Source organism: Streptomyces sp. NPDC001231 (assembly GCF_042896885.1).
Taxonomy (GTDB): Bacteria; Actinomycetota; Actinomycetes; order Streptomycetales; family Streptomycetaceae; genus Streptomyces.
Window position 1 is genome coordinate 68558 of record NZ_JBIAXS010000011.1, and the last position, 26221, is coordinate 94778.

Below are 26221 nucleotides of genomic sequence, written 5' to 3' on the forward strand. Positions count from 1 at the left end.
ACTTGGCTCTCCTCGGAATGGAGACGAACGCCAGACGATCGTCAAATGGGTGTCCGTGCGGAGGCGGACAGCTCATCCATTGCGTACCAGGGCGTATGCGAACACGAGTCGCCGGTCGATCCACCCGGCCCTGAGCAGGAACGACCGGTGTCCCTGAGACGTCATCACCAACTCATCACTAGCCCGCCACTCCAGTGGCCGCTGCGGCGAGGAATGGTCACCTCCCTCCGCTCCGAGGTCGGCCACACCCTGGACGACGCTCGTGAGCAACTTCCCGGCTCCCCGTTGAACGATTCCCTTGGTGCCGCCCTTCGCCCACTCGTGGCAGCTCACGATGGCGGGTCGCCCGGGCTGCTCGATGTACCACTCCGGCTTCAGCGCCCGCCTGAGAGCGGCGGCTGTGTGAATCGAACCGATGACACGTCCGTCGCCATCGTGGACCCGGAAGTAGCGTTCTCCGCTTCTGTCTTCCGGTGCGGTGAGGTAACAGAGAAGCTGCTGTCCTTCGGGGTCCTCGAACAAGCGGAGATCTCCGGGCGTGGACGTTGACGACTGGGACTCTGGCGGGAAGAACGCGCACGGTGCGAAGACGCGGTGCATGCCACCGCCGCTAGGAACACGGAAGGCACGCGGCCCGTGGACGGCGTTCTTCCGACCACTCGCGGCCGGACGTTCCTCGGTCCCGATCACGAACTCCCACGCATCCACCCAGCCGACGGGCTGCACGCGCGGCTCTTCGGCCTTCCTGCTCCTGCCGAACGCCATACCTGACTCCTATCGCGACCTGTGCATCAGGGAACGACACGACTGTAGAGGAACCATCAAACCCGGTGGGGCCGAGCCGAAAAGGCTCGGCGATGGCACGTTGGACACTGCAGACAGCCTAGGCCCGTCGCCGTGACAGGCTCGAGCAGCGCTCGACGCAGGCTAGGCAGGTGAAGAGACAGAAGGCAGCACGGACGGCGGCGCGGCCTTTCTGTCCTACTTGCTGGCCTGTCTCAACCACACGCCCTTCTTGGCGAGTTCCGACACCTCGAACATCACCCCCGCAAATTCCACCGTGTCGCCAACCCGGACGTCCTTGTACACAGCGACGGGCATCGCGGCGCAGTTCGCGCCGATGCCGGCGGCTCCCGCTGCGGTGTCGACGTACGAGACGGTGAGGGACAGACCAGTCGGGAAGCGCTGAACGCCGCCGTTGTTGAGTAGGGAGAGTGTCTGGTCCTCGGAGGGGGAGGCCTTGGCTCTCCCACAGCGTCGCTGTGCGAGTCATACCGTCGGCCTGTGCGGCGTTGTTGCCGGGTAGCCGGAACCCGCCGCCGCGCAGCAGGTGCAACCCGTCCGGCGAAGCCTTGCCTACACACACCGGGCGCTTGTCCTTCGTCGCTGCCCCTGTGCACGCGGGTGCGGTAGACGATGCGCCGCCTTGATTTGGTCGCCCGGCAGCTGATCAAGGAGTCGGGGCCAGGCAAGCCGACACTCAGGATTGGCTCGCCCCTGCGGATGAGCACGGAGGTTACCGGCGTGTCCCCCTCTCAGGCGTGGGTCATCGGCGGGTTGCTGTACGGGCGCCTGCGGCGGCGGGCGTAGCTCATCCCGCTCCCTGTGGTCAGAACCAGTTCATTGGATTCACCTTGGACTTGGCGATGCTCTTGCCCAGGTCCTTCGTCTTGCTTCCCACCCAGTCGGCAGCCTTCCCCGCCCCCTTCTTGATGTCGTCCCAGTGCTCGACGACCTTGGCGCCGGCATAGATGACGCCGGTTCCCACGGCGAGGCCGATGGTGATCGGGTTGGGGGCGATCATCGCGGCTGTCAGGGAGGCGTTGAAGCCGACCTCGGCCACGTCGGCCACATAGCCGGCGCCCTTACGTTTGAAGGCATCGACCGGGTTGCCCTGCGAAATGACGTTGGCGGCACTCCACACCGTCGAGGCCGCGCTCCCGGCGATGCCCGCCCCTCGCAGGAAACCCGAGACTTTGCCAGCCCCGGCCAAGCCCTTGGCGAGGGAGGCCGTGCGGCTGAACCCGAGGCCTCGAGCCCTCGAGTAGATATTGTTCGTGACTTTGACGAGGCTGGCGTTCCCAGCCCGTGCCACTGCTTGTCCCGAGTGGGTAATTCCTCCGTACCGAGCAGCCACGGCGTCAGAACCGACCAGAAAATTAATGGCTTTGTTGACGGAGATCCCATTAACGATGGGAGCGCGCATGATGCTCGTGCGACGGAGCCTGTCGAGTACACCGCCCGTCCAGTCGCCGATCATTCCATTTGCGCCGGGGATTTTCTGAGCCCACTGACTGAGCTTGCTGGGCAGCCAACTGCCTGGTGCGCTCAAGGAGCGGATGGTCGGATTCGCTGCAAGGATCTTTCCCCCGGACCATCGCAGCAGCCCATTGTTGGACCCTCGCAGCGCCATGCCGATCCGGTCCTTCCAAGGTCCCAAGACATTCGTCTTAAACAAGTTGCCGACAAGGACTTTGGTGAGGGCTGTCCCTTGAATCGTAACGACAGTTGTAGCCTTGGTGACGTCCTTCCAGTCCCCATACAGGTCGATCACGGTCATGATGGTCTCTGCGTGAGGTTTGAGCCCGGGGATCTGCTCCAAAGCATGTGTCTTGATTCTCTTGACCCAGTCGTCGAGCGATTCATGTGGCTGGCGCTTGAAGGCGCTCGCGTGCGCGTCGTCGCTGGCAGCTATCGAATTGGCAAGGAGGATCTCGTCTGGGCTCAGCCCATCGCCGTCGTGCTTCTTGAGGTACTTCTCGATGTCCTTGGGTTCGAACCCTGCCCACCTGAGGCCGGCTTCTGGATCGCCGCTTTCCAGACGAGCGATCGAGGCTCGCTTACGCAGGTCGGGTGCAGTATCACCGACCCAGCTTCGTAATGGCTTCAGCGCCGCGAGATGACTGGTGACCGCGAGTCGGGAGGCCCTTGTAAAGGCTTCGTCCAGCTTGTCCCGTACGCCACCACGCCCGTCGAGTAGTTTGGCAAGTTGATCAAGATTGTCTGGATTGACGGTCCTCATGTTCTCACTTCCCCCCAAAAGTGCGTACCTTGCAGGCGTCGAGACTTGACATCTTCACTTCAATCAGAGCGGAAGGGTCGCGTCATATGCGGCGAGTCCGCCGGCGCGACCGGACGCAAGTAAGTTCGGCGGCAGGCTACTTGTCTCCAACCAGAGCGAAGGCGAACGCTAGTCGCCGATCGACCCAGTCCGCCTGGATCTCTACTTTGGAGCTACCCTCCGATGTCATGACGACCTCGTCCCCGGCCAGCCATTCCAAAGTCCGGGCCTTGGTTGTTGGCTTTTGGTCGGTGCCCGCATAGAACGCGCTGTCCACTGCTTCGAAGGCGGCACGGATGGCAACGCGTGCAACTGCCTGACCGGCAGTTCCACTGGCCCATTCGTTACGGCCGATGATTGTGGGATGTCCGGGTTGGTCGATTCGCCAGGTGTGTTTGAAAGGGCGCTTCGGTGGTACGCGGCGGAGGGTCCCGATGGCCTGTTGCCGTGAGTCGCGCACGACATAGTGCTGTTCTCTGTTTACTTCCTGAGGTTCCTCGACGTAGCACAGTAGACGCTGGCTGTCTATGTCCTCGTAAAGTGTGAGTTCAGGGCGAGACGGAGGATTTGGGACGGACGATGAACCGAGGAACGCACACGGGGCGAGGGCAGGGTAGTCGCTACTGCCAGTTGGCACGCGCACAGCTGGCTTACCCCACACCGAACGCATCCGCTTTGGTGACTTGGGGCGCTCGACGGAGCTGATGACGAACTCGCGCACGTTTGCCCACGGCGTGGGTTCCACCGGTGGTTCCTCCGCTGCCTTCGCCCTCTTACGCCCGCCGAATGCCACTCGTACCTCCAAGATCATCGGGATGAAGTGCCCGCCTGACTCTACCTATGCCAAATGCTGGCCAAGCCAGGAGCGCGTGCCTGATGGGAAGACGGGGGTCTGGGCTCTGTGCGAGCAGACCCCGCCCTGTTGTCTGGTACAGCATGACGCTGCTGACATGTCCGGCCTTGTATCAGCGATGCGCAGCAATAAGCGGCGATGTTTACCGTAAAGCGGCCCTGGGCGCGCCTTACCGTCTCTTCACCGGCCTTTGATGAAAAAATCCGGTACTTCCACTCACGGCAAGCCTTGGCCCAGTGCGCCCTCGCAAGCCGCCGCCTGCACCCTGCTTGACGCTCGTGGGCTGAGTCTTTTTTTCGAGAACAGCCTGTCATCGCTTCTGTCTCGTTTTTCGACATGGCATCAGTTGCTCAACGGTTGACGGCCTGAATCTCCTGGACGGTGACGTCCTGTGTCGCCCCGAAGGTGCCATCGGGAAGCTCTCCGCCGGCGCCACCGGTGCCGATCCAGTTGATCCTCCAGGTGATGGTCGCTTTGAGGTTGAACGGTCCGTTGCCGGAGGACCGGAGGTACTTGATTCCGCAAGGTGGTGCTTGGACGGACTTGCCCCTGGTGTATGACTCGCCGATCGAGCCATCATTATTGATCGCGCACTCACCCGAGGCGGGGTAGGTCTCTGCGTCAGCGGTTCCGGGCTGGAGCTTGAGGGAGACCGGTTTGGCGGTGGTCGTCGCCTGGATGTTGAGGCCGGCCGCGTTGAGGGAAGCGGTCACTTGGACCGGCTTGAACGCGGACGGATCAAGCCACGCCCATGTCGGGAGGTTGACCTTGGTCACGTTCTGGGGTGCTAGGGTGACCTTGGTGTCGGGGAGCAGGATTCTGCTGTAGGCGAGTTCCGCGAGGACCTGTGGCGTGATGGCGTTCTGTACGGCTGGTGTGTCGCCGTTTCGGACCCAAAAAGGCAGCTTGTCACAGGTGAACGCGCCCGGGTCGTCAAGGCGGTTGGGGTCCTGGACTGCTATCCACCAGTTGCCTTCGTCGGCCTTGTCGAGATTGTAGTTCTTATACTTGTCATCCTTGTAGGTGTTCCGGAACTGGCCCGTCGCCGCCTTGGCATAGTTGGGTTGCCGGGGGTCGTTGACGACCTCGGCGTACTGGCTCTCGACCTGGTTCTGGAAATCCTTGGCTGACACGGGTTCGTACCAGCACGCGGGCGGGTTCCAATTGCCGATGGGGGCTACGTTGCCTGTCGAGGTGCCGTTGATCCCGCCGATGCGGCCGGAATAGGTGATGCGTGACTCAAGCGTGTTCCCCGATCTGGTCCCCGACGTCTTCGCGCCGCCGTCGGAACCGCCCGGACCGCGCTTCGCGTAGGCTGGGCTCGAGGCCAGCAGGCATGCAGCGGCAAGGATGCTGATAGCAGCCCCCGCGCGGTGCAACCTCATGGCGTGCACTTCGCGTTCCCCCTGTCGGAAACGAGCTCCGTGGTCTGCCAGACGCCGTCCTTGTTCCGCTTCAGGTGCGTGTTGTAGTAGACGTACGAGTCGCTGTCCGGGGGTGTCCTGTCGACCTTCTGCGTCTTCGTGTCCTTGTTGAACGCCTTCGTTTCATCCGTGCAGAACGTCACCGCTGCCGAGGTCTTGCTGTAGGTGATCACGTTGGGGTTGAAGTACCGCACAGTGCCCGTGTAGGTGATCCCGGCATCTACAAAGGACTTGACCCACTCAGCGCCGCCGACGAGAGCGTTCCCCTGCCGGTAGAACGCGAGAGCCGGTTCGTCGGGGTTCCCCTTGATGATTGCGTAGTTGGTGGCAGTCTGCGCACGGCCGGCATCGGCGAGGATGGCGTCATTGGTCGGATCGCCTGTATGCCAGCTCTCAAAGACGTCCTTGACGTCGCCGGGCAGCGTGATGTCTGGTCGATGAGGCTCGTCCGAAGCGTCAGCGCTGGGCGATGGCGACGCTTGCGTATCGCGGGTGTCAGCGCCCGGGATCGTGTCGTTGGCCTTGGAGCTGCCGCCTCCGCCACTGCAAGCCGTCGTCAACAAGGCTGCGGCTGCGACGAGCGCGGCAGCAACGGGCAAAGAACGTCGCTTCACTGTGACTCCCCGTGAGCGCTGAGTTAGTCAGGGAGTTCGACGGTATCGGTGCTGCGGTTGCTTCCGCCAAGCTGGGCCCCTCTCCGGGTAGGTCAATTTCGGACTTCTTGCTGCCGAGGTGTGATGCAGCGCAGCCTGATCGGTCCAGTCGCGGCGGTGCCAGTGGGTCACGGCCGGGCAGTCGCTTGTCGGCGGCGGCGATGTCCTCTGCATCGTTCAAGCAGGCGGATAGCGCGACGGTGACCAGCGCAGAGGCGGACAAGGTCAACGGTGCTTGCTTCATGGGGAAGATCACGGCATGACTGATCCGCTCCCTTGTGAGCAATTCGTGCAGGCATGGTGCGTGCCCAGTGGTCGCGGGTCAGGCGTGAGCCGGGACTCCAGAGGGTCACCGTGACGACGGGTTCGCGGTCGCACACTCGCGTGGGTGTGATTCGGTCGCGCCTCATGAGGCAGGCCTGCAATGGAGTTGCTGACGGATAACGTCAAGTCGACCGTGACCCAAGGGGCCTGACTCGCCTTGAGGGGCTTATGTGCGGCTGATACCGTGCGATGGCTTGACACTCGACCCCGCGCCGGATAGTCGCGACATCGCCCGGATCGCTGGTGAAGTGTCCGGGTTTGCAGCCCAGGCAAAGAGCTTGGCAGACGACATCTTGGGTGTACGGGGAGCGGTTGCGTGAAGATCCAGGAGCGTACGGGGGCGGGCGCGGGACGTGCCGCGGCTCCGGCCCAACCGTCGGTCGGTGACCGGCTTCCCACATCGCCTCGCGAGCGCAAACCGGCGCTCGCGGCCCTGGCGGTGCTGCTCATCCTGGTGGGCGCGCTGGGCGCCACGATGCTCGTGCTCCAGGCCGGGGACCGGATCGAGGTCGTCAAGGTGGCGAAGGACATCCAGGCCGGAGAGTCCGTCACCTCCGATGACGTGACCTCGGTGATGGTGGCCGCCGACGACTCGATCGACTACGTCCAGTGGTCGCAGCTGGGCGCCCTCAAGGCCCTCAAGGCCAAGTCCACCATCTACGCGGGCACGGTTGTGGTGGGGCAGATGTTCGGCGCGAAGAGCAGCCTTCCGGCCGGTAAGGCCTCCGTCGGTGTCGCCCTCAAGGAGGGGCAGTACCCGTCGGGCATCAAGAGCGGCGACATCGTCGCCGTCTACCGCGTCGGCGACAACGCGTCGAGCTCCAACTCCGGCAGCGGCTCCACCGGCTCGTCCGCCGGCGGCAACCTCATCGTCGACAAGGCGCGCGTCAGCTTCAAGAGCGACAACAGCGACGCCGCCGTGAGCACCGGCAACCTGTCGCTGACCCTTCTCGTCGACCAGTCCGACGCCGCCGCCGTGACCCAGGCCGCCTCCGCGGGTTCCGTCGCCGTCGTCGTCGTTCCCGGCAACTGAGGGCGGCAGCGCACCCATGGCCCTCATCGCACTGGCCGCCGACAAGGGTTCGCCCGGCGTCACCACCGCCGCCGTCGCGCTGGCCGCCGTCTGGCCGCGGCGCGTGCTGCTCGCCGAGACGGACCCGGCCGGCGGCGACCTCGTCTACCGCAGCGCCGCAGCCCACGGCGGGCCGCTCAACCCGAACGTCGGCATGCTGTCCATCGCCGCGACCGCGCGCCGCGGGCTCGTTCCCGACCAACTCTGGGATCATGTACAGCCGTTGAGCGGTGGCCTGGAGGTCCTCGTCGGACTCGGCATCGCCGAGCAGGCCGCCGGTCTCGCCGGGCTGTGGCCCACCCTGGGCCATGCCTTCGCCTCGCTCGCCGACTCCCCGAACGCGCCCGCCGACGTCATCGCCGACTGCGGCCGGATCAGCGGGGACACCCCCGCCGTGGAACTGTTCCCGCACGCCTCCCTCGTCCTGCTGATCTCGCGCACCGAGCCGGAGGCCATCGCCCGCGTCCGCGACCGCGCCGCCGCGCTGTCCGCGAAGCTGCACGGCGGCCCGCGCGGTGCCGCGAGCCTGGCGACCCCGGTGGTCGGCGTCGTCCTGGTCGCCGACCCGAACACCGCGGGCAAGGTCTCCGGTCAGGTCAACGACATGCTGGTGCACGCCCAGACCGGTGCCCGCGTCGTCGGCACCATCGCCGACGACCCGGCAGGCGCCGACCAGTTGGCCGGGCGCAGGCGCGGCCGCCTGGACAAGTCCTTGCTGATCCGCTCGGCCCGCAAGGTCACCGCCGACCTGTACCAGCAGTACGGCGCCGCCTGGGCCGTATCCGCACAGGCGCACCAGACGCAGCAGGCGCCCCAGGCCCAGCACGTGAACCAGCACGGCCAGCACCCGCCCCACATGAACGGTCAGCCAGGAGCCGGGCGATGACCGCTGTCGACCACCAGCTGGTCAAGCGGTTCCGGCAGGACGCCGGTGACCGCATCGCCGAGCAGCGCCGACTCGACCAGGTCAACGGCGTCACGCCGATGTCCGGCGAGGACGAGCGGCAGTACGCCCGCGCGGTCATAGCGCAGATACTGGAGGAGTACGCCCGCGCCGAGATCAACGCGGGCCGTACGCCGCTGGACGCCGAGACCGAGGAGCAGTACGCGGCCGCCGTGCACGCGGCGCTGTTCGGCGTCGGCCGGCTCCAGCCGCTGCTCGACGACCCGCAGGTCGAGAACATCGACATCAACGGCTGCGACCAGGTGTTCGTCGGGTACGCCGACGGGCGCGAGGTCAAGGGCGAGCCGGTCGCCGAGACCGACGAGGAGCTGATCGAGCTCATCCAGGTGCTCGGCGCCTACTCGGGCCTGTCGTCCCGCCCCTTCGACTCCGCCAACCCGCAGCTCGACCTGCGGCTGCCGGACGGTTCGCGGCTGTCGGCCGTCATGGACGTGACCCGCCGGCCCGCGCTGTCCATCCGCCGGGCCCGGATGGGCAAGGTGTTCATCTCCGACCTGGTCGGCAACGGCACGCTCGCGCCGGAGCTGGGGCACTTCCTGGCCTGCGCGGTCCGCGCCCGCAAGAACATCATGATCGCGGGTGCCACGAACGCCGGAAAGACGACGCTGCTGCGCGCCCTCGCCAACGAGATCCCGCCGCACGAGCGGCTCATCACGGTCGAGCGGGCGCTGGAGCTCGGGTTGGACACCTTCCCCGAACTGCACCCCAACACGGTGGCGTTCGAGGAGCGCCTGCCCAACTCCGAGGGTCAGGGCACCATTTCCATGGCCGAGCTGGTGCGCCGGTCCCTTCGTATGAACCCTTCCCGCGTCATCGTCGGCGAGGTGCTCGGCGACGAGATCGTGACCATGCTGAACGCGATGTCGCAGGGCAACGACGGCTCGCTGTCCACGATCCACGCCAACAGCTCCAGCGAGGTCTTCAACCGCATCTCCACCTACGCGTTGCAGGCGACGGAGCGGCTGCCCATCGAGGCCAGCCAGATGCTGATCGCGGGCGCGGTGAACTTCGTCGTCTTCATCCAGCGGCGCAACAACTTCCAGACCGGCGGCCGGCTTCAGCGCATGGTGACCTCGGTCCGCGAGGTCAACGGCGTCGACGGCCGCGTGCTGTCCAGCGAGGTGTTCGCCGAAACGCCCGACGGCCGGGTCGTGCCGCACGCGCCCATAGCCTGCCTGGAGGACCTCATGGCGCACGGTTACCAGCCCCACGGAACCTGGGGGTGACCATGACGTCTGCCGCACTGGACCCGCTCGGCTCCATGGGGGGCCTGTTCTCCACCACCGTCCTGTACTCGATCGGTTCCGGCGTCGCCGTCGGCGGCGGTCTCGCCCTGCTGGTCGTCGCCGTCCGCGGACTGCCCGCCAAGCCCGAGCACGAGAAGCAGAGGGCGAGCCGGCGGGCGAGCGAACTGCTCCGTTTCGCCGGGCAGCGCGGCTCCGTCGCCGCTCTCGTCGGCCTCGCCGTCCTGCTGCTCACCCGGTGGGCGGTCGCCGGCATCGCGGCCGGTGTCCTCCTCTTCTTCTGGGACCGCCTCTTCGGCGGTGCGGCGGAGGAGCGGGCCGCGATGCGCCGAGTGGAGGCCCTGGCCTCCTGGACGGAGTCGCTGCGTGACACGATCGCCGGCGCGGTCGGCCTGGAGCAGGCCATCCCGGCCTCGGCGCGCGCCGCCGCCCCGGTCCTGCGTCCCCACCTGGACTCTCTGGTCGACCGGTTGCGTGCCCGCACTCCGCTGCCCGACGCGCTGCAACTGCTCGCCGACGAGATCGACGACGCCTCCGCCGACATCATCGTCGCCGCGCTCATCCTCAACGCCCGGCTGCGCGGTCCCGGTCTGCGCCAGGTTCTCGGCGCCCTGGCCAAGTCGGCGCGCGAGGAGGTCGACATGCGTCAGCGCGTGATGGCCCAGCGGGCCTCGACCCGCCGCTCGGTGCAGATCGTCGTCGCCGTCTCCGTCGCCTTCGTGCTCGGACTGTCCGTCTTCAACCGTGACTTCGTCTCGCCGTACGGCACCCCGGTCGGCCAGTTGGTCCTCGCGGTCGTCTGCGGTCTGTTCGCGCTCGGCTTCTGGTGGCTGCGCAAGCTGTCCACGATCGAGACGCCCGAACGCTTCCTGGTGCGGGACGGGGCGGCGGTGCAGCTCGTACGGCCGCGCACGCCCGCTCAGCAGGAGGAAGGGGTACGCCGGTGAACCTGACGATGCCGGTCGTGGTCGGAGCGGTCCTCGGCCTCGGCGTCTACGCCCTCGTACGCGCCCTGTTGCCGTCCAGGCGGAGCGCGGTCGCGCAGGTCGCGCGGATCGACGCGATGCGGGCGCGGGGCGCGGCGTACGAGACGCGGCACCAGACCCGGGAGGAGACGGGCCGCTTCGGTACGTTCCGCGCCCAGGTCGGCGCGCGCGTCGCGGAGTTCTACCTTCAGCAGGGCTGGGAGCAGCGCTCGTTGCGCGCCGATCTCGCGGTGCTGGAGCGCAGCTGGGAGAGGTTCCTGGCGACGAAGGTGCTGCTGTCGGTCGCCGGGCTGTTCTTCGGTCCGCTGCTGTTCGCCGTGGTCTACTCGCTGGGATTCGGCCGCAGCCCGGTCATCCCGGTCTGGCTGGCGCTGCTGTGCGCGGCGCTGTTCTTCTTCCTGCCCGATCTGGAGATCCGGCGGGACGCGGCCGACAAGCGCCGTGACCTGCGCCGGGTCATCGGCGCGTATCTGGACCTGGTGTCCATGAGCCTGGCCGGCGGCCGCGGTCTGCCGGAGGCGCTGATGGCGGCGGCCGAGGTGTCCGACGGCTGGGCGAACCAGCGGATCCGCAACGCCCTCGCCGACGCCCGGATCACCGGCATCAGCCAGTGGCAGGCGCTCGGGCAGCTAGGAGAGGAGCTGGGCGTGGAGGAGCTGAAGGACCTTTCGGCCTCCCTGGCCCTGGTCGCGGACGACGGCGCGAAGGTGCGCGAGTCGCTCGCCTCGCGCGCCGAGACCATGCGCCACCGCGAACTGGCCGAGATCGAGGGCAGCGCGGGCGAGAAGTCCCAGTCGATGCTCGTGGCCCAGCTGCTGCTGTGCGCGGGTTTCCTGGTGTTCCTGATCTTCCCGGCGGCGATGCGGGTGTTCCAGGTGTGAGCGCCGCCCCTGCCAAACCCTGCCAACTGCCCTGAATTCGAGAGGAAACGACTGTCATGAACGGACGAGACTTCCACACCGGGATCCCGGCCGTGGACTTCCTGGTCACCTTCCTGGGCGGCCGTGTGCGGCGCGCCCGCTCCGGCGAACTGGACCGCGGTGCCTCCGCGGTCGAGTGGGTCATCATCTCCGCGGTCGTCGTGGCGATCGTCGGCGTGGTGGCCGCCATCATCAACTCCGCGCTGAGCGAGGGCGCCAACAAGGTGGGCGACTGCATCAAGGGCGCGGACGCGGGCAAGACCTGCTGACCGGGCACGGCGAGGGCACGTACGACGAGTGCTACGGCGAGGGCACGTACGGCGAGTGCTACGGCGAGGGCACGTACGGCGAGCGTACGCAGGACGTGCGCACGTACGACGCGCGTACGACGAGGAAGCACGACGGGGTGGACGGGGATGCTGGCGGACGTGGGCGGACGGGTGCGACGCGCGGTACGCCGCAGGGTGCGGGTCGCGCGTGAGGCGGCGGCCACCGGCGGCGACCGCGGGATGACCGCGATCGAGTTCGTGCTGCTCACCCCCGTACTGTTCTTCATGATCTTCGCGACGGTGCAGTTCGCGCTGTACTTCTTCGCCGACCACGTCGCCCAGGCGGCGGCCCAGGCCGGCGCCCGCAAGGCCCGCGCCACGGCCGACGAGCAGCCCGGCGCCTGGCGGGGCGAGGCGCGGAACGTCGTCGACGCCTACATCCGTCAACTGGGCCCTCAACTGGTGCTGTCGCCGGACGTGAAGATGCTGCAACCGGAGCAGAACACCGTGGGCGTGGAGATCTCGGCGCGGATCCCGACGGTGTTCCCGGGCCTGGATCTGACGGTGCACGCGCAGTCGTCGGGTCCGGTGGAGAGGTTCGTGCGGGAGGACGGGAACTAGATGAACCGCTCTTCCCGGCCGTCTTCTTCGTCCGCCCGTGACGACAGCGGCCTGTCCACCGTGGAGGTCGTGATCCTCGCCCCGGTGATGATCCTGTTCATCCTGGTGCTGGTGGCCTTCGGCCAACTCGTCGAGGGCCGTGGCGCGGTCGACGGAGCGGCACGGGACGCGGCGCGCGCGGGCTCCATCCAGAAGGACCATGCGACGGCCATGTCCGAGGCGCGCAAGGCGGCGGAGGCGGACCTGGCCGATGTCTGCTCTGGGCCGGTCTCCGTGGTACAGACGAGCGCGGGCTTCGCCCCCGACACCCTGTTCACAGTCGAGGTCAGCTGCCAGGTGCGCGGCCTGGCGTCACTGGGCCTGAACATCCCGACGCGGCTGTCCGCGAGCTTCAGCTCGCCGCTGGACCCCTTCCGGAGGTCGGCGTGAGGAACGTGAGCGCCGCCGCGGCCGATCGCGTGCGCACCTGGTGGTCCACCCGAGCGACCGCACTGGACGACCGCGGCTCGGGCGCCGGCGCGGTCATCATCTTCGCGCTGGTCTTCCTCGCCCTGTCCGCCTTCGTCATCGACGGCGGCCTGTCCATCTCCAAGCGCGAACGGGCGGCGGACATAGCGGAACAGGCGGCCCGCTACGCCGCCCAGGACATCGACCGCGAGGCCCTCTACGACAACGAGGGCGGTCCCGCCCCGATCAACTACGAGAACTGCGACGCCCGCGTGAAGGCCTTCGCCCGGGAGATGAGCATGACGGGCGCCGACATCGCCGCGAGCCACTGCGTGGCAGCCGACGTCGACCAGGTACAGGTCGAGATCCAGCTGTCGTACTCGCCCGTCTTCACCGGCATGTTCTACGGCGGCAGCGTGGTCGTCCACGGTCGGGCCGTGGCCAAGAACGAGGTGGGGTGACGCCGACATGAGCGATCAGCAGATGGACATGGACCGGGTCACCGGGTGATCTACGAACCGGCTCTCAGGCCTGCGGCGTCACGCGGCCCCGGCCTCGAACTGTGCCACCGCTCACGGCTCTACCTGGACGACGGCGACCTCGTACTGCAGACGCGCACGCGCACGTGGCGCTTTCCGATCGGAGACGGTGGGATCACACGCGCGGTCTTTCTCGACATCCCCGGTGACGACAAGGAACGCATGGGGCCCACGATCGGGGGCTCGTGGGGCGAGGTCCAGCTACAGGACCGCGATGGTGCGCTGGTCGGCTCCTTCGACATGGAGGACTGGCTGCCGGAGTCGCCCGCGCTCCCGGACCGATGGGTGAAGGGCGAGCAACTGCTCGACCGTACGGGTGTGGCCGCCCTGCTCAAGGCCGCGGGCATCCCCCTGCACGTGGTGACTGACCGAGACGACACGCTGCTGGCGTCCGGTTCACGTCGACGCGGAGCCAAGTCCCTTGCTCCAGGGGGTGATTTCCCTCTGTGGTACTGGGGGGTTCGCGCCGTGGCCGGAGCGGTCTGGTTCGCCCTGTTCACGGTGGTCCTGTTCTTCGAGACCACCGAACCCTGGGTCATCCTGCTGCTGGCCGCCACCGCTCTCGTCGGCCCGATGGCGCGGCTCGTCGTACGGGCGTGGACCCGGCTGCGACTGCGGGAGTGCGTCCCTGTCGTACGGGATCGGATCCGGCCCGCGCCTGTGGAAGGGACGGGAGCGACCGTCAGGTTCTGCCGGGACACGGAGTTGCGAGTGCAGGACCGCGATCTCGTCCTGCGCGTTCTCGGCGGGCGGGAGTACTGGCTTCCGCTCAGTGGTCCGCACGCCCTGACTTCACTGGTGCTGGTGCGCGACCGGACCGGCCGGCCCCTCGGGGTCGAACTGCGCGGCCCGCACGACCAGGTGCGAGCCGTACTTCCGTGGCAGCTCTGGTTCGGCGGCAGGGGTGGCGCCGACGGCTGGTCCAGGCTGCGCCGGACCGCCGGGCTGCCCGGCTCCGAGCGCAAGCTGGTCGGGAAGGCCCCATGGCCCAAGGCACTGGGGGCGCTCGGCACCAACCTGCTGCCCGACTCCGCGGGGACGGCACGCACGTTGTCCCGCTTCCCCAGCACCATCGTCGGCCTGTCGTCCACGGCCACCATGGCGTTCGGATCATGGTTCTCCATCGTCCAGGGCCTGTGGATCGAGGACGTACACCCCGGAGCGGGGATGGCGGCGATCCTCGCGGGGGCGGTCGGCCTCGTCCTACAGGCGGTGCCCTACGCCGCACACCAGCTGCGCAGCCGGCTCTGGCTGGAACGACCGGCGCCGGAACCGAACCCCATGGAGCAACCCGCATGAACCAGACCGAGGAGACCGAGGAGACCGGTGAGACCGAGGAGACCGGTGAGACCGAGGAGACGGCTCCTCCGGGCGACTACCGGCTGCTGCTTCCGGACGGGTGGTTCCGGATCCTCCTGGAGCCCGACCAGCGCGACAAGTCGATCGACGCGCTCGTGGAGCGCCAGTTCCACGGCATCGACAACGCGCCGCACCTGAAGGAGGAACTCCACAGGGACCTGCGGCGCCGCGCGGCCAAGGCGCACCGCAGCGGTGGCATCGAGCTGTACCTCAGCCTCCAGGAGGTCGGCCCCTTCACCATCCCCGCGTCGCTGCTGGTCACGCTGGCGCCGCTGCGGCACCCCGAGCCCCTGCCGCTCGAAGCCCTGGCGCAGCGGTTCGCCGACGGCGGCGAGGGATCGGTGAGCATCGAGGAACTGCGCTCGGGCCCAGCCGTCCGGGTCCGCAGGCTGATACCGCAGGGCAACGACGAGGAAGGCGCCGAGCCACCGCGCAACTCGCTCTCGGTGGAGTACCACGTCCCAGTACCCGCCAGCACGGCCTTCCTGCTGCTGACCTTCTCCACACCGCTCGAGGCGATCGCGGACGCGATGGCCGAACTCTTCGACGCGATCGCCGACTCGCTGACCTGGACGGAGTGACCGACACCATGACCGACGACCTCTCGAACCTCGGCCTGGAGTGCTCGGAGGACTGGGTGCCCTTCCCCGTCGCCGGGAGCGTGGACCTGGACTACTGGGCCAAGCACCAGGCGGAGGAACTCGCCGAACGGTACGTGCAGGACGGCGAGAGGGGCGACGTCCGCCGCCTGGCACGGGACCTGAAGCGCACGGCCGCCGACTGCCACACCCGCGATCCGCTGGCCGCCTTCGGCTGGTACGTGAGCGGTCACGAGACGGTGGCGGCCATCATGGAACTCGACGCCATCCACCCCGACGAGACGTTCCCCGAGGTCTCCCTCTCCCTGCTGGCCGAGCACATGACCAGCCACGACTTCGGCGAACCGGACATCCGCGAGGTACGGCTCGCCCTCGGCGATGCCGTCCGCATCCGCCAGAACCTCATCGGCGAGAAGAAGGGCTTCTTCGGCCCCCGCCCGGTGGTCCACACGGTGTTCTACGGCGTTTGCCCGGACGGCATGCAGACGGCCCTCACGATGCTGGTCTCCTGGACGGAACCGATCCTGGACGAGCCGGCCGAGCGGATGGCCGACGACATCGCGAAGACGCTCTCACTCTGACGATTTGAGGGAGTCGAGGAAGGTGGCGAAGGCTGCGGCCGGGAACGAGAGCGTGGCTCGGGCCGGAGCTTTTGAGTCGCGGACGGCTGTGCGGTTGTGCAGGTTCGCTATCTCCACGCAGGTGTTGCCGTCACCTCCGCCGGAGAACGACGACTTCCGCCAACGGATGACCTGCTCCATGCGGGCGCCTCACAGTTCCTTCGTCAGGTGGTGGATGAAGTCCCGTGAAGCCACGGGCTCCAGGGCTGCCTTCTCCACTCTATGGAGCAGGGCACGGAAGCGCGCCAGCTGGGATTCGGCATCGATGAAGGCGGTGCCGTGCGGGGCATCGCGGAGAACCGTGTCCAGCCGGGGGAGCAGACCGCCCACATACACCATTTCGATCCCGGCTCCGGCGAAGCCCTCTCTGGCGAACGGGATGACACGCACGGTCGCATGTCCACGCTCGATCTCCTGCAGGATGTGCAGGAGCTGAGTCCGGGCGACTCCACGATCGGACACCAGGATGCGGAGCGCTGCCTCGTGCACGGTCGTCTCATACGGCGTTGGGCGTGTGCGGTTGAGCACGGCCCGGCGCTTCATGCGGTGCTCGACCCGGGGCTCCAACTCGCTCTCGGGTAGTTCGGGAACCATGTAACCGAAGACCGCTCGTGCGTAGTCCCGGGTTTGGAGGAGTCCGGGGATGTGGCTGATGACCACCTCTCGCAGGAATGCCGCGTGATGCTCCGCCTCGGCGACATCCAGGAACACGGGAGGAAGCACCGCGCGGTACTCGTCCCACCAACCGCGCGTGCGTTCGCCGCCCATGGCCACCAGCGCGTCGATCAACACCTCGTCCGCGCAGGCGTAGTGGGACGCCAGGCGACGAATGCGCTCCTCGCTGACGCCTGCGATGCCTGCCTCCACCTGACTCACCTGCGCCGAGGTCGAGTTCAGGAACGCCGCTACATCGCGCGCCTTCAGGCCGGCGGACTCACGTAACCTGCGCAGTTCGGTGCCCAGACGTCGTTGGCGCGCGGTGGGATGGCTCCTTGGCGCCATGTTCCCTCCCGTCTTCAACGCCCCTCAGTACGTGCCACGTTCGGGTGTCAGACTATGCCAACCAGTTGCAGGGGCAGAAATTAATGCCCTACCGTCGGTGACGCGACGCACACGCTGCGACAATCCGGGGCCCCGGAAGCGCACCGCTCCGTCCTGCCACGACGGCTGCGGCAAGGCCACCGCCCACCACCGCGGCGTCATCCCGACCCCACCTCACGTCACTGGAGTGACCCATGCCCGAAAACGAACCGTGGGAGTACACCCTGTACATCCCGAACGACCCCCGTGCGGTCACCATCTCCCGCCGGACCCTCCGGCTGATCCTCACGATGCACGGCCTCATCCGCCATGTGGACACGGCCGAGTTGCTGGCGACGGAGCTGGTCTCCAATGCCGTACGGCACACCAAGGGGCCGGCTGCCCTGCGGGTGCGCTGGTCGGTGGGCGTACTGCGGATCGGCGCATGGGACACCGATCCCGCGCCGCCCGAGCCGCCGGCACGGTTGGACCAGGTCGCCGACCTGGAAGAGGGACGCGGGCTCGCCCTGGTCCGGGCCTGCGCCGACCTGTGGGGCTGGCAGCCACTGTCCAGGGAGGGCAACCGGGGCAAGTACGTGTGGTGTGACCTGGTGGCGGCGTAGCTCGTTGATCGCATGGGATGGAAAGGAGAGCGGATGGTCGGCTCGTCACACGAAGGTCTGCATCAGATCTGTCAGAAGGACCCGGCGGGTTTCACCCGCACGCTTCAGCATGTACTGCACATCCCGATTCCCGAACCGCGCGATTTCGCGGTCCTCAACGCCGACCTGACGGAGATCGAGCCGGTCGAGCGGCGTGTGGACACCCTGCTGCGGGCGGAGACGGATGAGGGGACGTATCTTCTGGTCGTCGAGTCCCAGGGCAAGCGGGACGAGGACAAGCGCGGGAGCTGGGCCTACTACCTCAGCTACTTGTACGCGAAGTACGCTGGGAGCCGGTGCTGATCGTCCTGACGCAGAGCAGGTCCACGGCCCGCTGGGCGACACGGCCGATCCGCCTGGGGCTGCCTGGCTGGCACTCGCTCACCGTGCGACCGCTGGTGCTGAGTCCGGAGAACGTGCCGCGTATCGCCGATGAGGCGGAGGCCCAGCGAGATGTCTTTCTTGCGGCGTTCTCGGCGATGACGCATGGTACAGGGCCGGGTGCCGCTGCCATACTGAAACCGCTGGCGGCAGCCCTGGCGACCACCGATACCGACAGCGCTGGAATGCTCGCGCAGTTCGTGGAGTCGTGCCTGGTCGATGTCCAGGCCAAGCAGATCTGGAAGGAGCTGATGATGCCGGTCAACTACTTCTTCCGGCACGAGGTCGCCGAGAAGGTACGGGAACAGGCTCGCGAAGAGGGCATCGAGGAGGGTGTGGAGAAGGGTGTGGAGAAGGAGCGTGCGTCGATGGTCCTCCGGATCCTCGACTGGCGTGGCATCCCTGTACCGGACTCCACACGCGATCGAGTGAAGAGCTGCTCCGACCTGGACCAACTCGAGGTCTGGGCCCAGCGGGCCGTCCACGCCACGAGCGCGGAGGAGCTGTTCGTGGACCATGGCGACGGATCGGCCTGAGGACGACGGCCGACCCCGGGTGGTTCAGCGGTTGATCGACTGGATTTCCTGGACGTTCATGTCCTGGGTCGTCTCGAAGGTGCCGTCGGGGAGGTTGCCCTTGGCGCCGCCGGTGCCTTGCCAGGTGATCTGCCAGGTGATCGACGCCTCGAGGCGGTACGGCCGGCCGTTCGTGGCGCGGAGGTACCTGATGCCGCACGGCGGGGTCCTGTCCGCGTTGCCCTTCGCGTACGGGGTGCCGATCGAGCCGTCGTCGTTGATGGTGCAGTTGCCGGAGGACGGGTAGGTCTCGGCGTCGTCCGTGCCGGGGGCCAGGTGGAGGGCGACCGGCTTGGCTGTCGTCTCCGCCCACAGGTTCGTGCGGGGGAGTTCCGCGCGGACCTTGACCTCCCTGAAAGTGCCCTTGTCCAGCCAGACCCAAGTCGGCAGGTTCACCGTGGACTTGGTGGTCGGCTTCAGTTCGATCTCGGTGTCGGGGACCTTGACCTTGTTGTACGCGTAGTCGGCCAGCATCTCGGGTGTCGGGGTGTGCGGGATCTTCGGGACCTGGCCGGCATCCTGCCAGAACATGATCCTGCCGCAGTCCCAGGACTTGGGGTCCGAGGCATCCGGGGCGACGCTGCGCCAGAAGTAGCCGTTCTTGCCGACGTTGTAGTCCTTGTAGCCCTCGGCCGTGCTGGACTCGTCGTCGAAGTTGGTTCCGGGCTTGCCGTCCTGGTAGTGGTCGGTCCAGAGCCTCTTGCCGAACCAGGATTCATGGATGCCCACGTCGCCGTTGCCGTCTGTCCTGTCGACGAACGCCTGGAGTTCTTCGCCGGTGAACACGGGCTCGTACCAACAGGCGGGCGGCTCCCAGTTCACGTCCACCGAGGAAAGGGTGCCGCGCGTTCCGCCGGTGGGGCCGCTCACCTGGCGGACTGTGATCCGGGAGTAAGTGGCGGAGGCGTAGATGTCCTTGTGGTCGGTGCCGCCGTGCGTTCCGTCGTTGGTGCCTCCGCCGCCGATGGCGTCGGCGGGCGTGGAGGCGAGGAGAATCCCGGCCACAGACACGATCGTCGCCGGAATGGCGTGCCTGGGCCTCATCTCAGCAGCCGCCCCGCTTCGCACGGGTTGAGACGTTCTGCCAGACTCCGTCGTCGTTCTTGGCCAGCGTGACGCTGTAGAGGACCTTCGGGTCCGTACCCACGGGATTCCCCTGAACCTCCTTCGTCTTGCGGTTCCTGGTGTAGGCCTTGCTCTCGTCCGTGCAGTACGTCACCACGGCACGCGTCTTCCTGTCACCGAGGAGGACGGTCTGCGGGTCGTACGCCGGCAGTTTCCCGAAGACGGTGAGGTCCTTGCTCGTATAGGTCTTGATCCACTGTCGGTCCTGTGACAGACCCGGCTTGGTGTCGTAGAAGGCGAGGGCGTTACCGCCGTCCGGCTCGTTGGCGATGATCGCGGCGTAACCTGCCCGGAGTTGCTCTTTGGTGTCGTTGAGGATGGCCTGCTCGACACTGTCACCACTCGTCCAACTGTCGAACGTCAGCTGGAACTCCGTCGGGAGCTTGATGTCGGGACGCTGGACCCCGGACGCCTGAGATGCCGAGGCGGAAGCCGACGGACTGCCCCCTGCCGTCTCCGCACCTTTGATGGCATCGGACTTGGCGCCCCCGCCCCCGCCGCACGCGGTGAGCGTGAGGGTCGCGATGGCGGTGAGCGCGGTGGCGGGTAGGGCGCGGCGGGCCACGGTGGATCTCCCCCGGAGGACGACGACGTGTGCAGCGGACAACGAAGCTATCAGGGGCGACAGGGGAGAATTTGGGTGCTCGGCGGGGGATTGTGGGGGAAGTCGAGAGGTGCGGCGTGGCTGTTGTGAACGGCGTGGGGGCGTCCGGGGTTGAGGGACGGAAGCTGTGTCGCCCCCGTCAATAGGATCTCTGTAGGCTCAGTACGCCCCATTTACCGCACCCACTTCACACACCATCAGGACACCCGCCATGCCGCGACGCCGTAGTTCAAGCTCGACGGGAAGCCCGACGGGAAACCCGGCGGGAGGCTCGACGGCCCCGAGGAACCGGACGCCGCAGCCGGTGCGGGTGCGGCGGCGTACGGTCGGGGACTTCGTGAAGGCGTTCCTCGCCTTCCTGGCCCTGCTCGTCCTGCTCGTCGGCGTGCCGCTGGCGCTGGCCACGCAGATCGGATGGCCGCTGCCGCACGGCGTACCGAGCCTGGACTGGCTCCAGCAGGAGATCACCGTCCAGACCTTCCTGAGCATCCTGACGGTCGTCGTCTGGCTCGCCTGGGCGCAGTTCACCGCCTGTGTGCTCGTGGAGATGAAGGCCGCGCTCTCCGGCGTCGGGGTGCCGGGGCGGGTGCCCGGCGCCGGCCCCAGCCAGCTGCTCGCGCGGCAACTCGTCGCCGCGCTGCTGCTCGTCGGGGCCACGGCCGCCAGCTTCACGCCGGGGCTGTCGCAGCTCGGGCACGGCCTGGAGGGGAACCAGAAGGGGACCGTCGCCGCCGCGCAGCAGACGCCGGGCGGACTGTTCGGGCAGCAGCGGGAGCAGGCCGCGAACACCGCGGCGGCCGTCGCCGAGCAGGCCGCGAGCGCCGCCGCGCAGGCGGAGGCCAAGCAGGGCGACACGAAGTACTACCGGATCCAGCCGCCCGAGGGACGCCACCACGACTCGCTCTGGGAGATCGCCCAGCGGCACCTCGGCGACGGGCGCCGGTACAAGGAGATCTACCAACTCAACAAGGACCGGGTCCAGCCCGACGGCTCCCGGCTGTCCGAGGCCAGCCTCATCCGGCCCGGCTGGATCATGGAGATGCCGGCGGACGCGCACGGCGGCGAGCTCGTCGAGATGCCCGACGGCGCGCCGGGCGTCTCCGAGCAGGTGCGGCAGCAGATCCACGACTACGCCAAGACCGGTGACCACGCCCAGGGCGGGGGCGACCACGCGCAGGGCGGCGGCCATCAGCAGGGCGGTGGCTCCCACGCCTCCGTACCCGCCCAGCGGCCCGCCCCCGACGCCGGGCAGGACCGGCAGCGGCACGCCGACGACAGCACCGCAACCCCCGCCTCCTCCGGGCGTTCCTTCGGACTGCCCGAAGCCCTCCTCGGCGCCCCACTCCTCGCCGCCGGTCTCCTCGGCGCACTCGGCCACCGGCGCCGGCAGGCGCTGTGGCAGTCGGCGCTCGGTGCCGTCGGCGGGCGGCGCGGCATGGAGCCGCCGACGCCGACCGGGGACGCGCTGGACGTGCAGGACGCGCTGCTGGTGGGCGCAGACCCCGAGGGCGTACAGCGGCTCGACCGGTCCCTGCGCGCCCTCGCCGCCGCCCTCGCCGCCGAGTCCCGGCCGCTGCCCGTCGTCTACGCCGCCTGGCTCACCGGGGGCGACCTGCACCTCCAGCTCGCCCAGCCGGCCGGCAAGCCGCCCGCGCCCTGGCAGACCGGGCAGGACGAGACGTTCTGGATGCTGGCGCGCGCCGACGCCGAGCAGTACGAGGAGACTGAGACCGCCGCCCCGTATCCCGGGCTCGTCAGCCTCGGCACCATGGACGACTCCCGCCTGCTGCTCAACCTGGAGGCCGTGCCCGGCATCGTCTCGCTGAGCGGCCGCGCCTCCGACCGGGCCGCCGTGTTCGCCTCGGTCGCCGCCGAACTCGCCACCAACGGCTGGTCGGACCGCATGACCGTCACCCTCGTCGGCTTCGGTCAGGACCTGACCCCGCTCGCTCCCAACCGCCTGCGCCACCTCGACGGCATCGAGGCGCTCCTCGAGACCATGGAGGCCGAGACGCGGCAGCGGCGTGGCGCGCTGGGCGCCGCCGGGCACGACTCCGTACTCACCGGCCGCACTGGTCCCGCGCAGCACACCCGTTGGGCCCCGCACCTGGTGCTGCTGGCCGCTCAGCCCTCGGCCGAGGATGCCCGCAGCCTCTCCGAACTCGCCGCCGACGCCAGCCGGTTGGGCATCGGCTACCTCGTCGGCACCGATTCCGGCGAACTGCCGGGCGCCGCCTGGGAGATGGAGATCACCAGCGAGGGCAGGCTGCTCGCCCCGCTGCTCGGGCTCGAACTCGACGCCCAGATGCTGCCGTCGGCCGAACAGAAGGCGGTGGTCGAGCTGTTCGTCGAGGCCGACCCGGAGAGCGGGCCCGACGGGCCGGCGCCCACCCCGCCGTTCCTCGTCGACATCAGCGAACAGGGGCGGCCGGCGGTGTACGCGCGGCTCGTGGGCCCGTACGAGATCATCGGCCTCGACACCCCGGACGACGAGCGCAGCGCGCTGCTGCACGAGGCGCTGGCGCTGCTGCTCCTGCACCGGGAGGGCGTGCATCCGCGGGTGTTGTCCTCCGCGCTGTGGCCGCGCGGGGTCACCGACGACGTGCGGGACGCGCTCGTCGAGCGGCTGCGCTCCTGGCTCGGCACCGACCCCGACGGCACCCCCCGGCTCGGTACGGACGACACCGGGCGGCTCACCCTCGCCAAGTCCGTCGTCTCCGACCTGGACGTGCTGCGCTCGCTGTACCACGAGGCCACACAGGGCAAGGGCGCGGACAGCCGGGCCGTACGCGGCCGGCTGCTCACCGACGCGCTGGTGGTGGTGCGCGGACCGCTGCTCGCCGACCGGCCCGAGGGCCGCTACCGGTGGCTCACCCACGAGATCGTCGACGCCCAACTGCCGCTCATCGTCGCGGACATCGGGCTCGCCCTGTCCTCCTTCCACCTGGAGAAGGACCGCGCGGAGAAGGCGATCGAGGCGCTGGACGCCGCGCTGCGCACCGCCCCGGCCGACGAGCGCCTGTGGAACGAGCTGCTGCGCGCCACACACGCCACCGGTGACACCGCCCGCCTCCAGGCGCTCGCCGCCGACCTCGTCGGCCGCGGCGGAGCCCGCGGCCTGCCGCCGCGCACCGAGGCCCTGCTCGACGAACTGCTGCCGGCCTGGCGCAGCGCCGTCGCCGCGGCGGGATGAGCACCGTGCCGTCGACCGGTCTGCCGCTGGTCGCCGCCGCCGCGCTGTGGGGCGCGGTGGCGGGTGCGTCGCTGCCGCGGGCCGCGTACCGGTTCTCCGTGTCGTCGGGGGAGTCGTGGCGGGAGCGCTGCCCGGGCGGGCATCCGGTACGGGGCTGGATCGGACGCGGACGGTGCGGGCAGTGTGCCGGCACCCCCGGCGCTTCCCCCCGCACCCTTATCGGCGGCGGCACCCCCGCCCGCGACCGCGCCTCCTACGGCCCCCGCGCCCTGCCGGCGTGCGCCGTCACCGCTCTCGTCTGCGGCGCGCTCGCCGCGGCCACCGGTGGCCGGCCCGAACTCGCCGTCTGGCTGCTGCTCGCGCCGGTCGGCGTGCTGCTCGCGGTGGTCGACTTCCGGGTGAGGCGGCTGCCCGACGTGCTGACCCTGCCCCTCGCCGGCGCCGCCCTCGCGCTCCTCGGCGTGGCCGCCCTGGTTCCCGGGCACGCCGGCCACTGGCCGACCGCGCTGTACGGCGCCCTCGCGCTCAGCGGCGGCTACTTCGTGCTGTTCCTCGTCAACCCCGCCGGGATGGGGTTCGGCGACGTGAAGCTGGCCCTCGGGGCGGGCGCCGTCCTCGGCTGGTACGGCTGGCCAGTCGTCCTGCTGGGCACCTTCGCCGGTTTCCTGTTCGGCGCGCTGTACGGCGGCGCGCTCGTCGTCGTACGGCGGGCCGGCCGCAAGACGGCCATCGCGTTCGGGCCGTTTCTTGTCGCCGGGACCTTCACGGGAGTTCTGATCGGCGCGTACGCAACCTGAGGTCAGCGCCGAGAAACGGCTGACGTAGGCTGGTTCGGTCTGTCCACAACCCTTACGAATCCTGCGAAAGGGACGCCGGTGACCGAGAAGGCCGACCTCACATCTCCTGATGTCACAGCCGTCCTCGACCGTGCCGCCGCGGGCGGACGGATCACCCCCGAGGAAGCGCTCGATCTCTACCGCCACGCACCGCTGCACGCGCTGGGCGCCGCCGCCGACGCCGTGCGCCGCCGGAAGTACGCGGGCACCGAGCACATCGCGACGTACATCATCGAGCGCAACATCAACTACACGAACGTGTGCGTCACCGCGTGCAGGTTCTGCGCCTTCTACGCCGCACCCAAGGACACAGCGAAGGGGTGGACCCGCGACCTCGACGACATCCTGCGGCGCTGCGCCGAGACCGTCGAACTCGGCGGCACGCAGATCATGTTCCAGGGCGGCCATCACCCGGACTACGGCGTCGAGTACTACGAGAAGCACTTCAGCGCCATCAAGGAGGCCTTCCCGCAGCTCGTGATCCACTCGCTGGGTGCCTCCGAGGTGGAGCACATGGCGCGGATCTCGGGTGTGTCGGTGGAGGAGGCCATCACGCGCATCCACGAGGCCGGCCTGGACTCCTTCGCCGGCGCCGGCGCCGAGCTGCTGCCGGAGCGGCCGCGCAAGGCCATCGCCCCGCTGAAGGAGTCCGGGGAGCGCTGGCTGGAGATCATGGAGGCCGCGCACCGGCTGGGCGTGGAGTCCACCTCGACGATGCTCATGGGCACCGGCGAGACGAACGCCGAGCGGATCGAGCACCTGCGGATGATCCGTGACGTGCAGGACCGCACGGGTGGCTTCCGGGCGTTCATCCCTTACACCTACCAGCCGGAGAACAACCACCTGAAGGGCCGTACGCAGGCCACCCTCTTCGAGTACCTGCGGATGATCGCGATCGCGCGCCTCTTCCTCGACAACGTGATGCACATCCAGGGCTCCTGGCTGACCACGGGCAAGGAGGTCGGCCAGCTGACCCTGCACTACGGCGCCGACGACCTGGGCTCGATCATGCTCGAGGAGAACGTCGTGTCGTCGGCCGGCGCCAAGCACCGCTCCAACCGGATGGAGATCATCGAGCTCATCCGGAAGGCGGGGCGGGTTCCGGCGCAGCGGGCGACGACGTACGAGCACCTCGTCGTCCACGACGACCCGGCGAACGACCCGGTCGACGACCGCGTGATGTCGCACATCTCGTCGACGGCGATCGCGGGCGGGACTGCCCACCCCGAGCTGAAGCTGCTCGCCTCCAACTGAGGTACGGGTGCTGACGATTCACGCGGCGGACGAGTTCCGCGCCGACTGGGAAGCGGAACCTGTCGAGGGCGGTGCGGTCGCCGTCGAGGGCGCCCGGGTCGCGGCCGTGGGGTCGCTCGCCGAGCTGGAGCGGCGGTTCCCGCACGCGCGCGTGCGGCGCTGGCCGGGCGTGCTCGGGCCCGCGCGCGTCCACGAGGGGCCGCTGCCGGACGCGCCGAGTCCGCGCGAGCGTGTCCACGCGGTCCTCAAGCGCGGCGCGACGGCCGTGCTCGCCGGGCACGCGGACGCGCCCGGACTGCGGGAGGCCGCCGCCCGGAACGACGTCGCCGTCCTGGCCGGACCCCGGCCGGCGGCGGTGGTGGAGGGCGGCCGTGCCGACCTCGCCGTCTTCGACGGCGGCGGCGCCTGCCTCGCCACCGTGTGCGCGGGGCGCCTGGTGCACCGCAGACGCTGAGCCAGCCCGCCTCAGCCGCCGGGCGCCTGCCATGCCGCTGGGCGCCCGCCTCAGCCGCCGGGCGCCCGCCCGCCTCGGCTGTTGGAGCCGTGAAGCCCGTCCCAGCCCCGGGCGTCCGCCATGCCGCCGGGCGCCTGCCATGCCGCTGGGCGCTCGTCCTAG

At 68.7% G+C, this 26221-nt stretch carries 26 protein-coding genes and 1 pseudogene; 18 read left to right on the forward strand and 9 right to left on the reverse strand.

The window, feature by feature from the left end:
* Window positions 1–72: 72 nt before the first annotated feature.
* The 5 genes from ACFY3J_RS15530 to ACFY3J_RS15550 form a co-directional block, all read right to left on the reverse strand.
* Complete coding sequence (locus tag ACFY3J_RS15530) at window positions 73–765, reverse strand: hypothetical protein (protein ID WP_390841042.1); 693 nt, start codon at window positions 763–765, stop codon at window positions 73–75.
* 844 nt (window positions 766–1609) lie between these two features.
* Window positions 1610–3022 carry a PE-PGRS family protein gene (locus ACFY3J_RS15535; RefSeq protein ID WP_390841043.1) on the reverse strand — a complete coding sequence of 471 codons (1413 nt, stop codon included), beginning with the start codon at window positions 3020–3022 and terminating at the stop codon, window positions 1610–1612.
* A gap of 136 nt (window positions 3023–3158) precedes the next feature.
* A complete protein-coding gene (locus ACFY3J_RS15540) occupies window positions 3159–3806 on the reverse strand; it encodes a hypothetical protein (protein WP_384176161.1) in 648 nt (215 codons plus the stop codon).
* A 458-nt stretch (window positions 3807–4264) separates the two neighbouring features.
* Window positions 4265–5299 (reverse strand): hypothetical protein, encoded by a 1035-nt coding sequence (locus ACFY3J_RS15545; protein ID WP_390841080.1) that lies wholly within the window; start codon window positions 5297–5299, stop codon window positions 4265–4267.
* Window positions 5296–5952, reverse strand: coding sequence for a hypothetical protein (locus ACFY3J_RS15550; RefSeq protein WP_390841044.1), 657 nt, complete (start codon window positions 5950–5952; stop codon window positions 5296–5298). Before ACFY3J_RS15550 ends, ACFY3J_RS15545 begins: the two co-directional genes overlap by 4 nt.
* Window positions 5953–6631: 679 nt before the next feature.
* Here ACFY3J_RS15550 and ACFY3J_RS15555 point away from each other — a divergent pair.
* From ACFY3J_RS15555 to ACFY3J_RS15610, 12 genes are all read left to right on the forward strand, one after another.
* Window positions 6632–7348: an SAF domain-containing protein gene (locus tag ACFY3J_RS15555; RefSeq protein WP_384176155.1), complete on the forward strand. Its 717-nt coding sequence runs from the start codon at window positions 6632–6634 to the stop codon at window positions 7346–7348.
* Between the two features lie 16 nt (window positions 7349–7364).
* The gene (locus ACFY3J_RS15560; protein WP_390841046.1) at window positions 7365–8273 is read left to right on the forward strand and encodes a hypothetical protein; all 909 of its coding nucleotides are present in this window, start codon (window positions 7365–7367) and stop codon (window positions 8271–8273) included.
* Window positions 8270–9577, forward strand: coding sequence for a CpaF family protein (locus ACFY3J_RS15565; protein ID WP_384176151.1), 1308 nt, complete (start codon window positions 8270–8272; stop codon window positions 9575–9577). The genes ACFY3J_RS15560 and ACFY3J_RS15565 overlap by 4 nt, the downstream gene beginning before the upstream one ends.
* Before the next feature lie 35 nt (window positions 9578–9612).
* Window positions 9613–10542, forward strand: a complete 930-nt coding sequence (locus ACFY3J_RS15570) for a type II secretion system F family protein (RefSeq protein WP_390841081.1) — start codon at window positions 9613–9615, stop codon at window positions 10540–10542.
* Entirely contained in the window at window positions 10539–11462 is a 924-nt protein-coding gene (locus ACFY3J_RS15575; RefSeq protein ID WP_384176149.1) for a type II secretion system F family protein, read from the forward strand. Before ACFY3J_RS15570 ends, ACFY3J_RS15575 begins: the two co-directional genes overlap by 4 nt.
* Before the next feature lie 56 nt (window positions 11463–11518).
* Entirely contained in the window at window positions 11519–11770 is a 252-nt protein-coding gene (locus ACFY3J_RS15580) for a hypothetical protein (protein WP_384176147.1), read from the forward strand.
* A gap of 147 nt (window positions 11771–11917) precedes the next feature.
* A complete protein-coding gene (locus tag ACFY3J_RS15585) occupies window positions 11918–12391 on the forward strand; it encodes a TadE family protein (protein ID WP_384176145.1) in 474 nt (157 codons plus the stop codon).
* Window positions 12392–12820 (forward strand): TadE/TadG family type IV pilus assembly protein, encoded by a 429-nt coding sequence (locus tag ACFY3J_RS15590; protein ID WP_384176143.1) that lies wholly within the window; start codon window positions 12392–12394, stop codon window positions 12818–12820.
* A 5-nt stretch (window positions 12821–12825) separates the two neighbouring features.
* On the forward strand, window positions 12826–13299 hold the full coding sequence (locus tag ACFY3J_RS15595; RefSeq protein ID WP_384176343.1) for a pilus assembly protein TadG-related protein: 474 nt from the start codon (window positions 12826–12828) through the stop codon (window positions 13297–13299).
* 45 nt (window positions 13300–13344) lie between these two features.
* The gene (locus ACFY3J_RS15600) at window positions 13345–14676 is read left to right on the forward strand and encodes a hypothetical protein (RefSeq protein ID WP_390841047.1); all 1332 of its coding nucleotides are present in this window, start codon (window positions 13345–13347) and stop codon (window positions 14674–14676) included.
* Window positions 14673–15317, forward strand: a complete 645-nt coding sequence (locus ACFY3J_RS15605; RefSeq protein ID WP_390841048.1) for a hypothetical protein — start codon at window positions 14673–14675, stop codon at window positions 15315–15317. The genes ACFY3J_RS15600 and ACFY3J_RS15605 overlap by 4 nt, the downstream gene beginning before the upstream one ends.
* 8 nt (window positions 15318–15325) lie before the next feature.
* Complete coding sequence (locus tag ACFY3J_RS15610; RefSeq protein WP_384176137.1) at window positions 15326–15916, forward strand: hypothetical protein; 591 nt, start codon at window positions 15326–15328, stop codon at window positions 15914–15916.
* Here ACFY3J_RS15610 and ACFY3J_RS15615 read toward each other — a convergent pair.
* Both ACFY3J_RS15615 and ACFY3J_RS15620 read right to left on the reverse strand, forming a co-directional pair.
* The gene (locus ACFY3J_RS15615) at window positions 15908–16096 is read right to left on the reverse strand and encodes a DUF397 domain-containing protein (protein ID WP_384176135.1); all 189 of its coding nucleotides are present in this window, start codon (window positions 16094–16096) and stop codon (window positions 15908–15910) included. The two genes, ACFY3J_RS15610 and ACFY3J_RS15615, sit on opposite strands and share 9 nt — an antisense overlap.
* A 9-nt stretch (window positions 16097–16105) precedes the next feature.
* Window positions 16106–16957, reverse strand: coding sequence for a helix-turn-helix domain-containing protein (locus tag ACFY3J_RS15620; RefSeq protein WP_384176133.1), 852 nt, complete (start codon window positions 16955–16957; stop codon window positions 16106–16108).
* Between the two features lie 233 nt (window positions 16958–17190).
* Here ACFY3J_RS15620 and ACFY3J_RS15625 point away from each other — a divergent pair, with 233 nt between their 5' ends.
* Window positions 17191–17598 (forward strand): ATP-binding protein, encoded by a 408-nt coding sequence (locus ACFY3J_RS15625; RefSeq protein WP_384176131.1) that lies wholly within the window; start codon window positions 17191–17193, stop codon window positions 17596–17598.
* A gap of 33 nt (window positions 17599–17631) precedes the next feature.
* A pseudogene (locus ACFY3J_RS15630) lies at window positions 17632–18554 on the forward strand (hypothetical protein).
* 24 nt (window positions 18555–18578) lie between these two features.
* Here ACFY3J_RS15630 and ACFY3J_RS15635 read toward each other — a convergent pair.
* Together ACFY3J_RS15635 and ACFY3J_RS15640 are read right to left on the reverse strand one after the other, a co-directional pair.
* Window positions 18579–19637 (reverse strand): hypothetical protein, encoded by a 1059-nt coding sequence (locus ACFY3J_RS15635; RefSeq protein ID WP_390841049.1) that lies wholly within the window; start codon window positions 19635–19637, stop codon window positions 18579–18581.
* Between the two features lies 1 nt (window position 19638).
* Window positions 19639–20283 carry a hypothetical protein gene (locus ACFY3J_RS15640; protein WP_390841050.1) on the reverse strand — a complete coding sequence of 215 codons (645 nt, stop codon included), beginning with the start codon at window positions 20281–20283 and terminating at the stop codon, window positions 19639–19641.
* A gap of 250 nt (window positions 20284–20533) precedes the next feature.
* On the opposite strand from ACFY3J_RS15640, the gene ACFY3J_RS15645 reads away from it, so the two are divergent.
* The 4 genes from ACFY3J_RS15645 to ACFY3J_RS15660 all read left to right on the forward strand — a co-directional run bounded on the left by ACFY3J_RS15645 (window position 20534) and on the right by ACFY3J_RS15660 (window position 26059).
* Entirely contained in the window at window positions 20534–23515 is a 2982-nt protein-coding gene (locus ACFY3J_RS15645) for a BTAD domain-containing putative transcriptional regulator (RefSeq protein WP_390841051.1), read from the forward strand.
* Window positions 23512–24312 (forward strand): prepilin peptidase, encoded by an 801-nt coding sequence (locus tag ACFY3J_RS15650; RefSeq protein WP_390841052.1) that lies wholly within the window; start codon window positions 23512–23514, stop codon window positions 24310–24312. The genes ACFY3J_RS15645 and ACFY3J_RS15650 overlap by 4 nt, the downstream gene beginning before the upstream one ends.
* Window positions 24313–24390: 78 nt before the next feature.
* A complete protein-coding gene (mqnC, locus tag ACFY3J_RS15655; RefSeq protein ID WP_141359471.1) occupies window positions 24391–25605 on the forward strand; it encodes a cyclic dehypoxanthinyl futalosine synthase in 1215 nt (404 codons plus the stop codon).
* A gap of 7 nt (window positions 25606–25612) precedes the next feature.
* Window positions 25613–26059 (forward strand): hypothetical protein, encoded by a 447-nt coding sequence (locus ACFY3J_RS15660; protein WP_384176118.1) that lies wholly within the window; start codon window positions 25613–25615, stop codon window positions 26057–26059.
* Window positions 26060–26221: the final 162 nt, after the last annotated feature.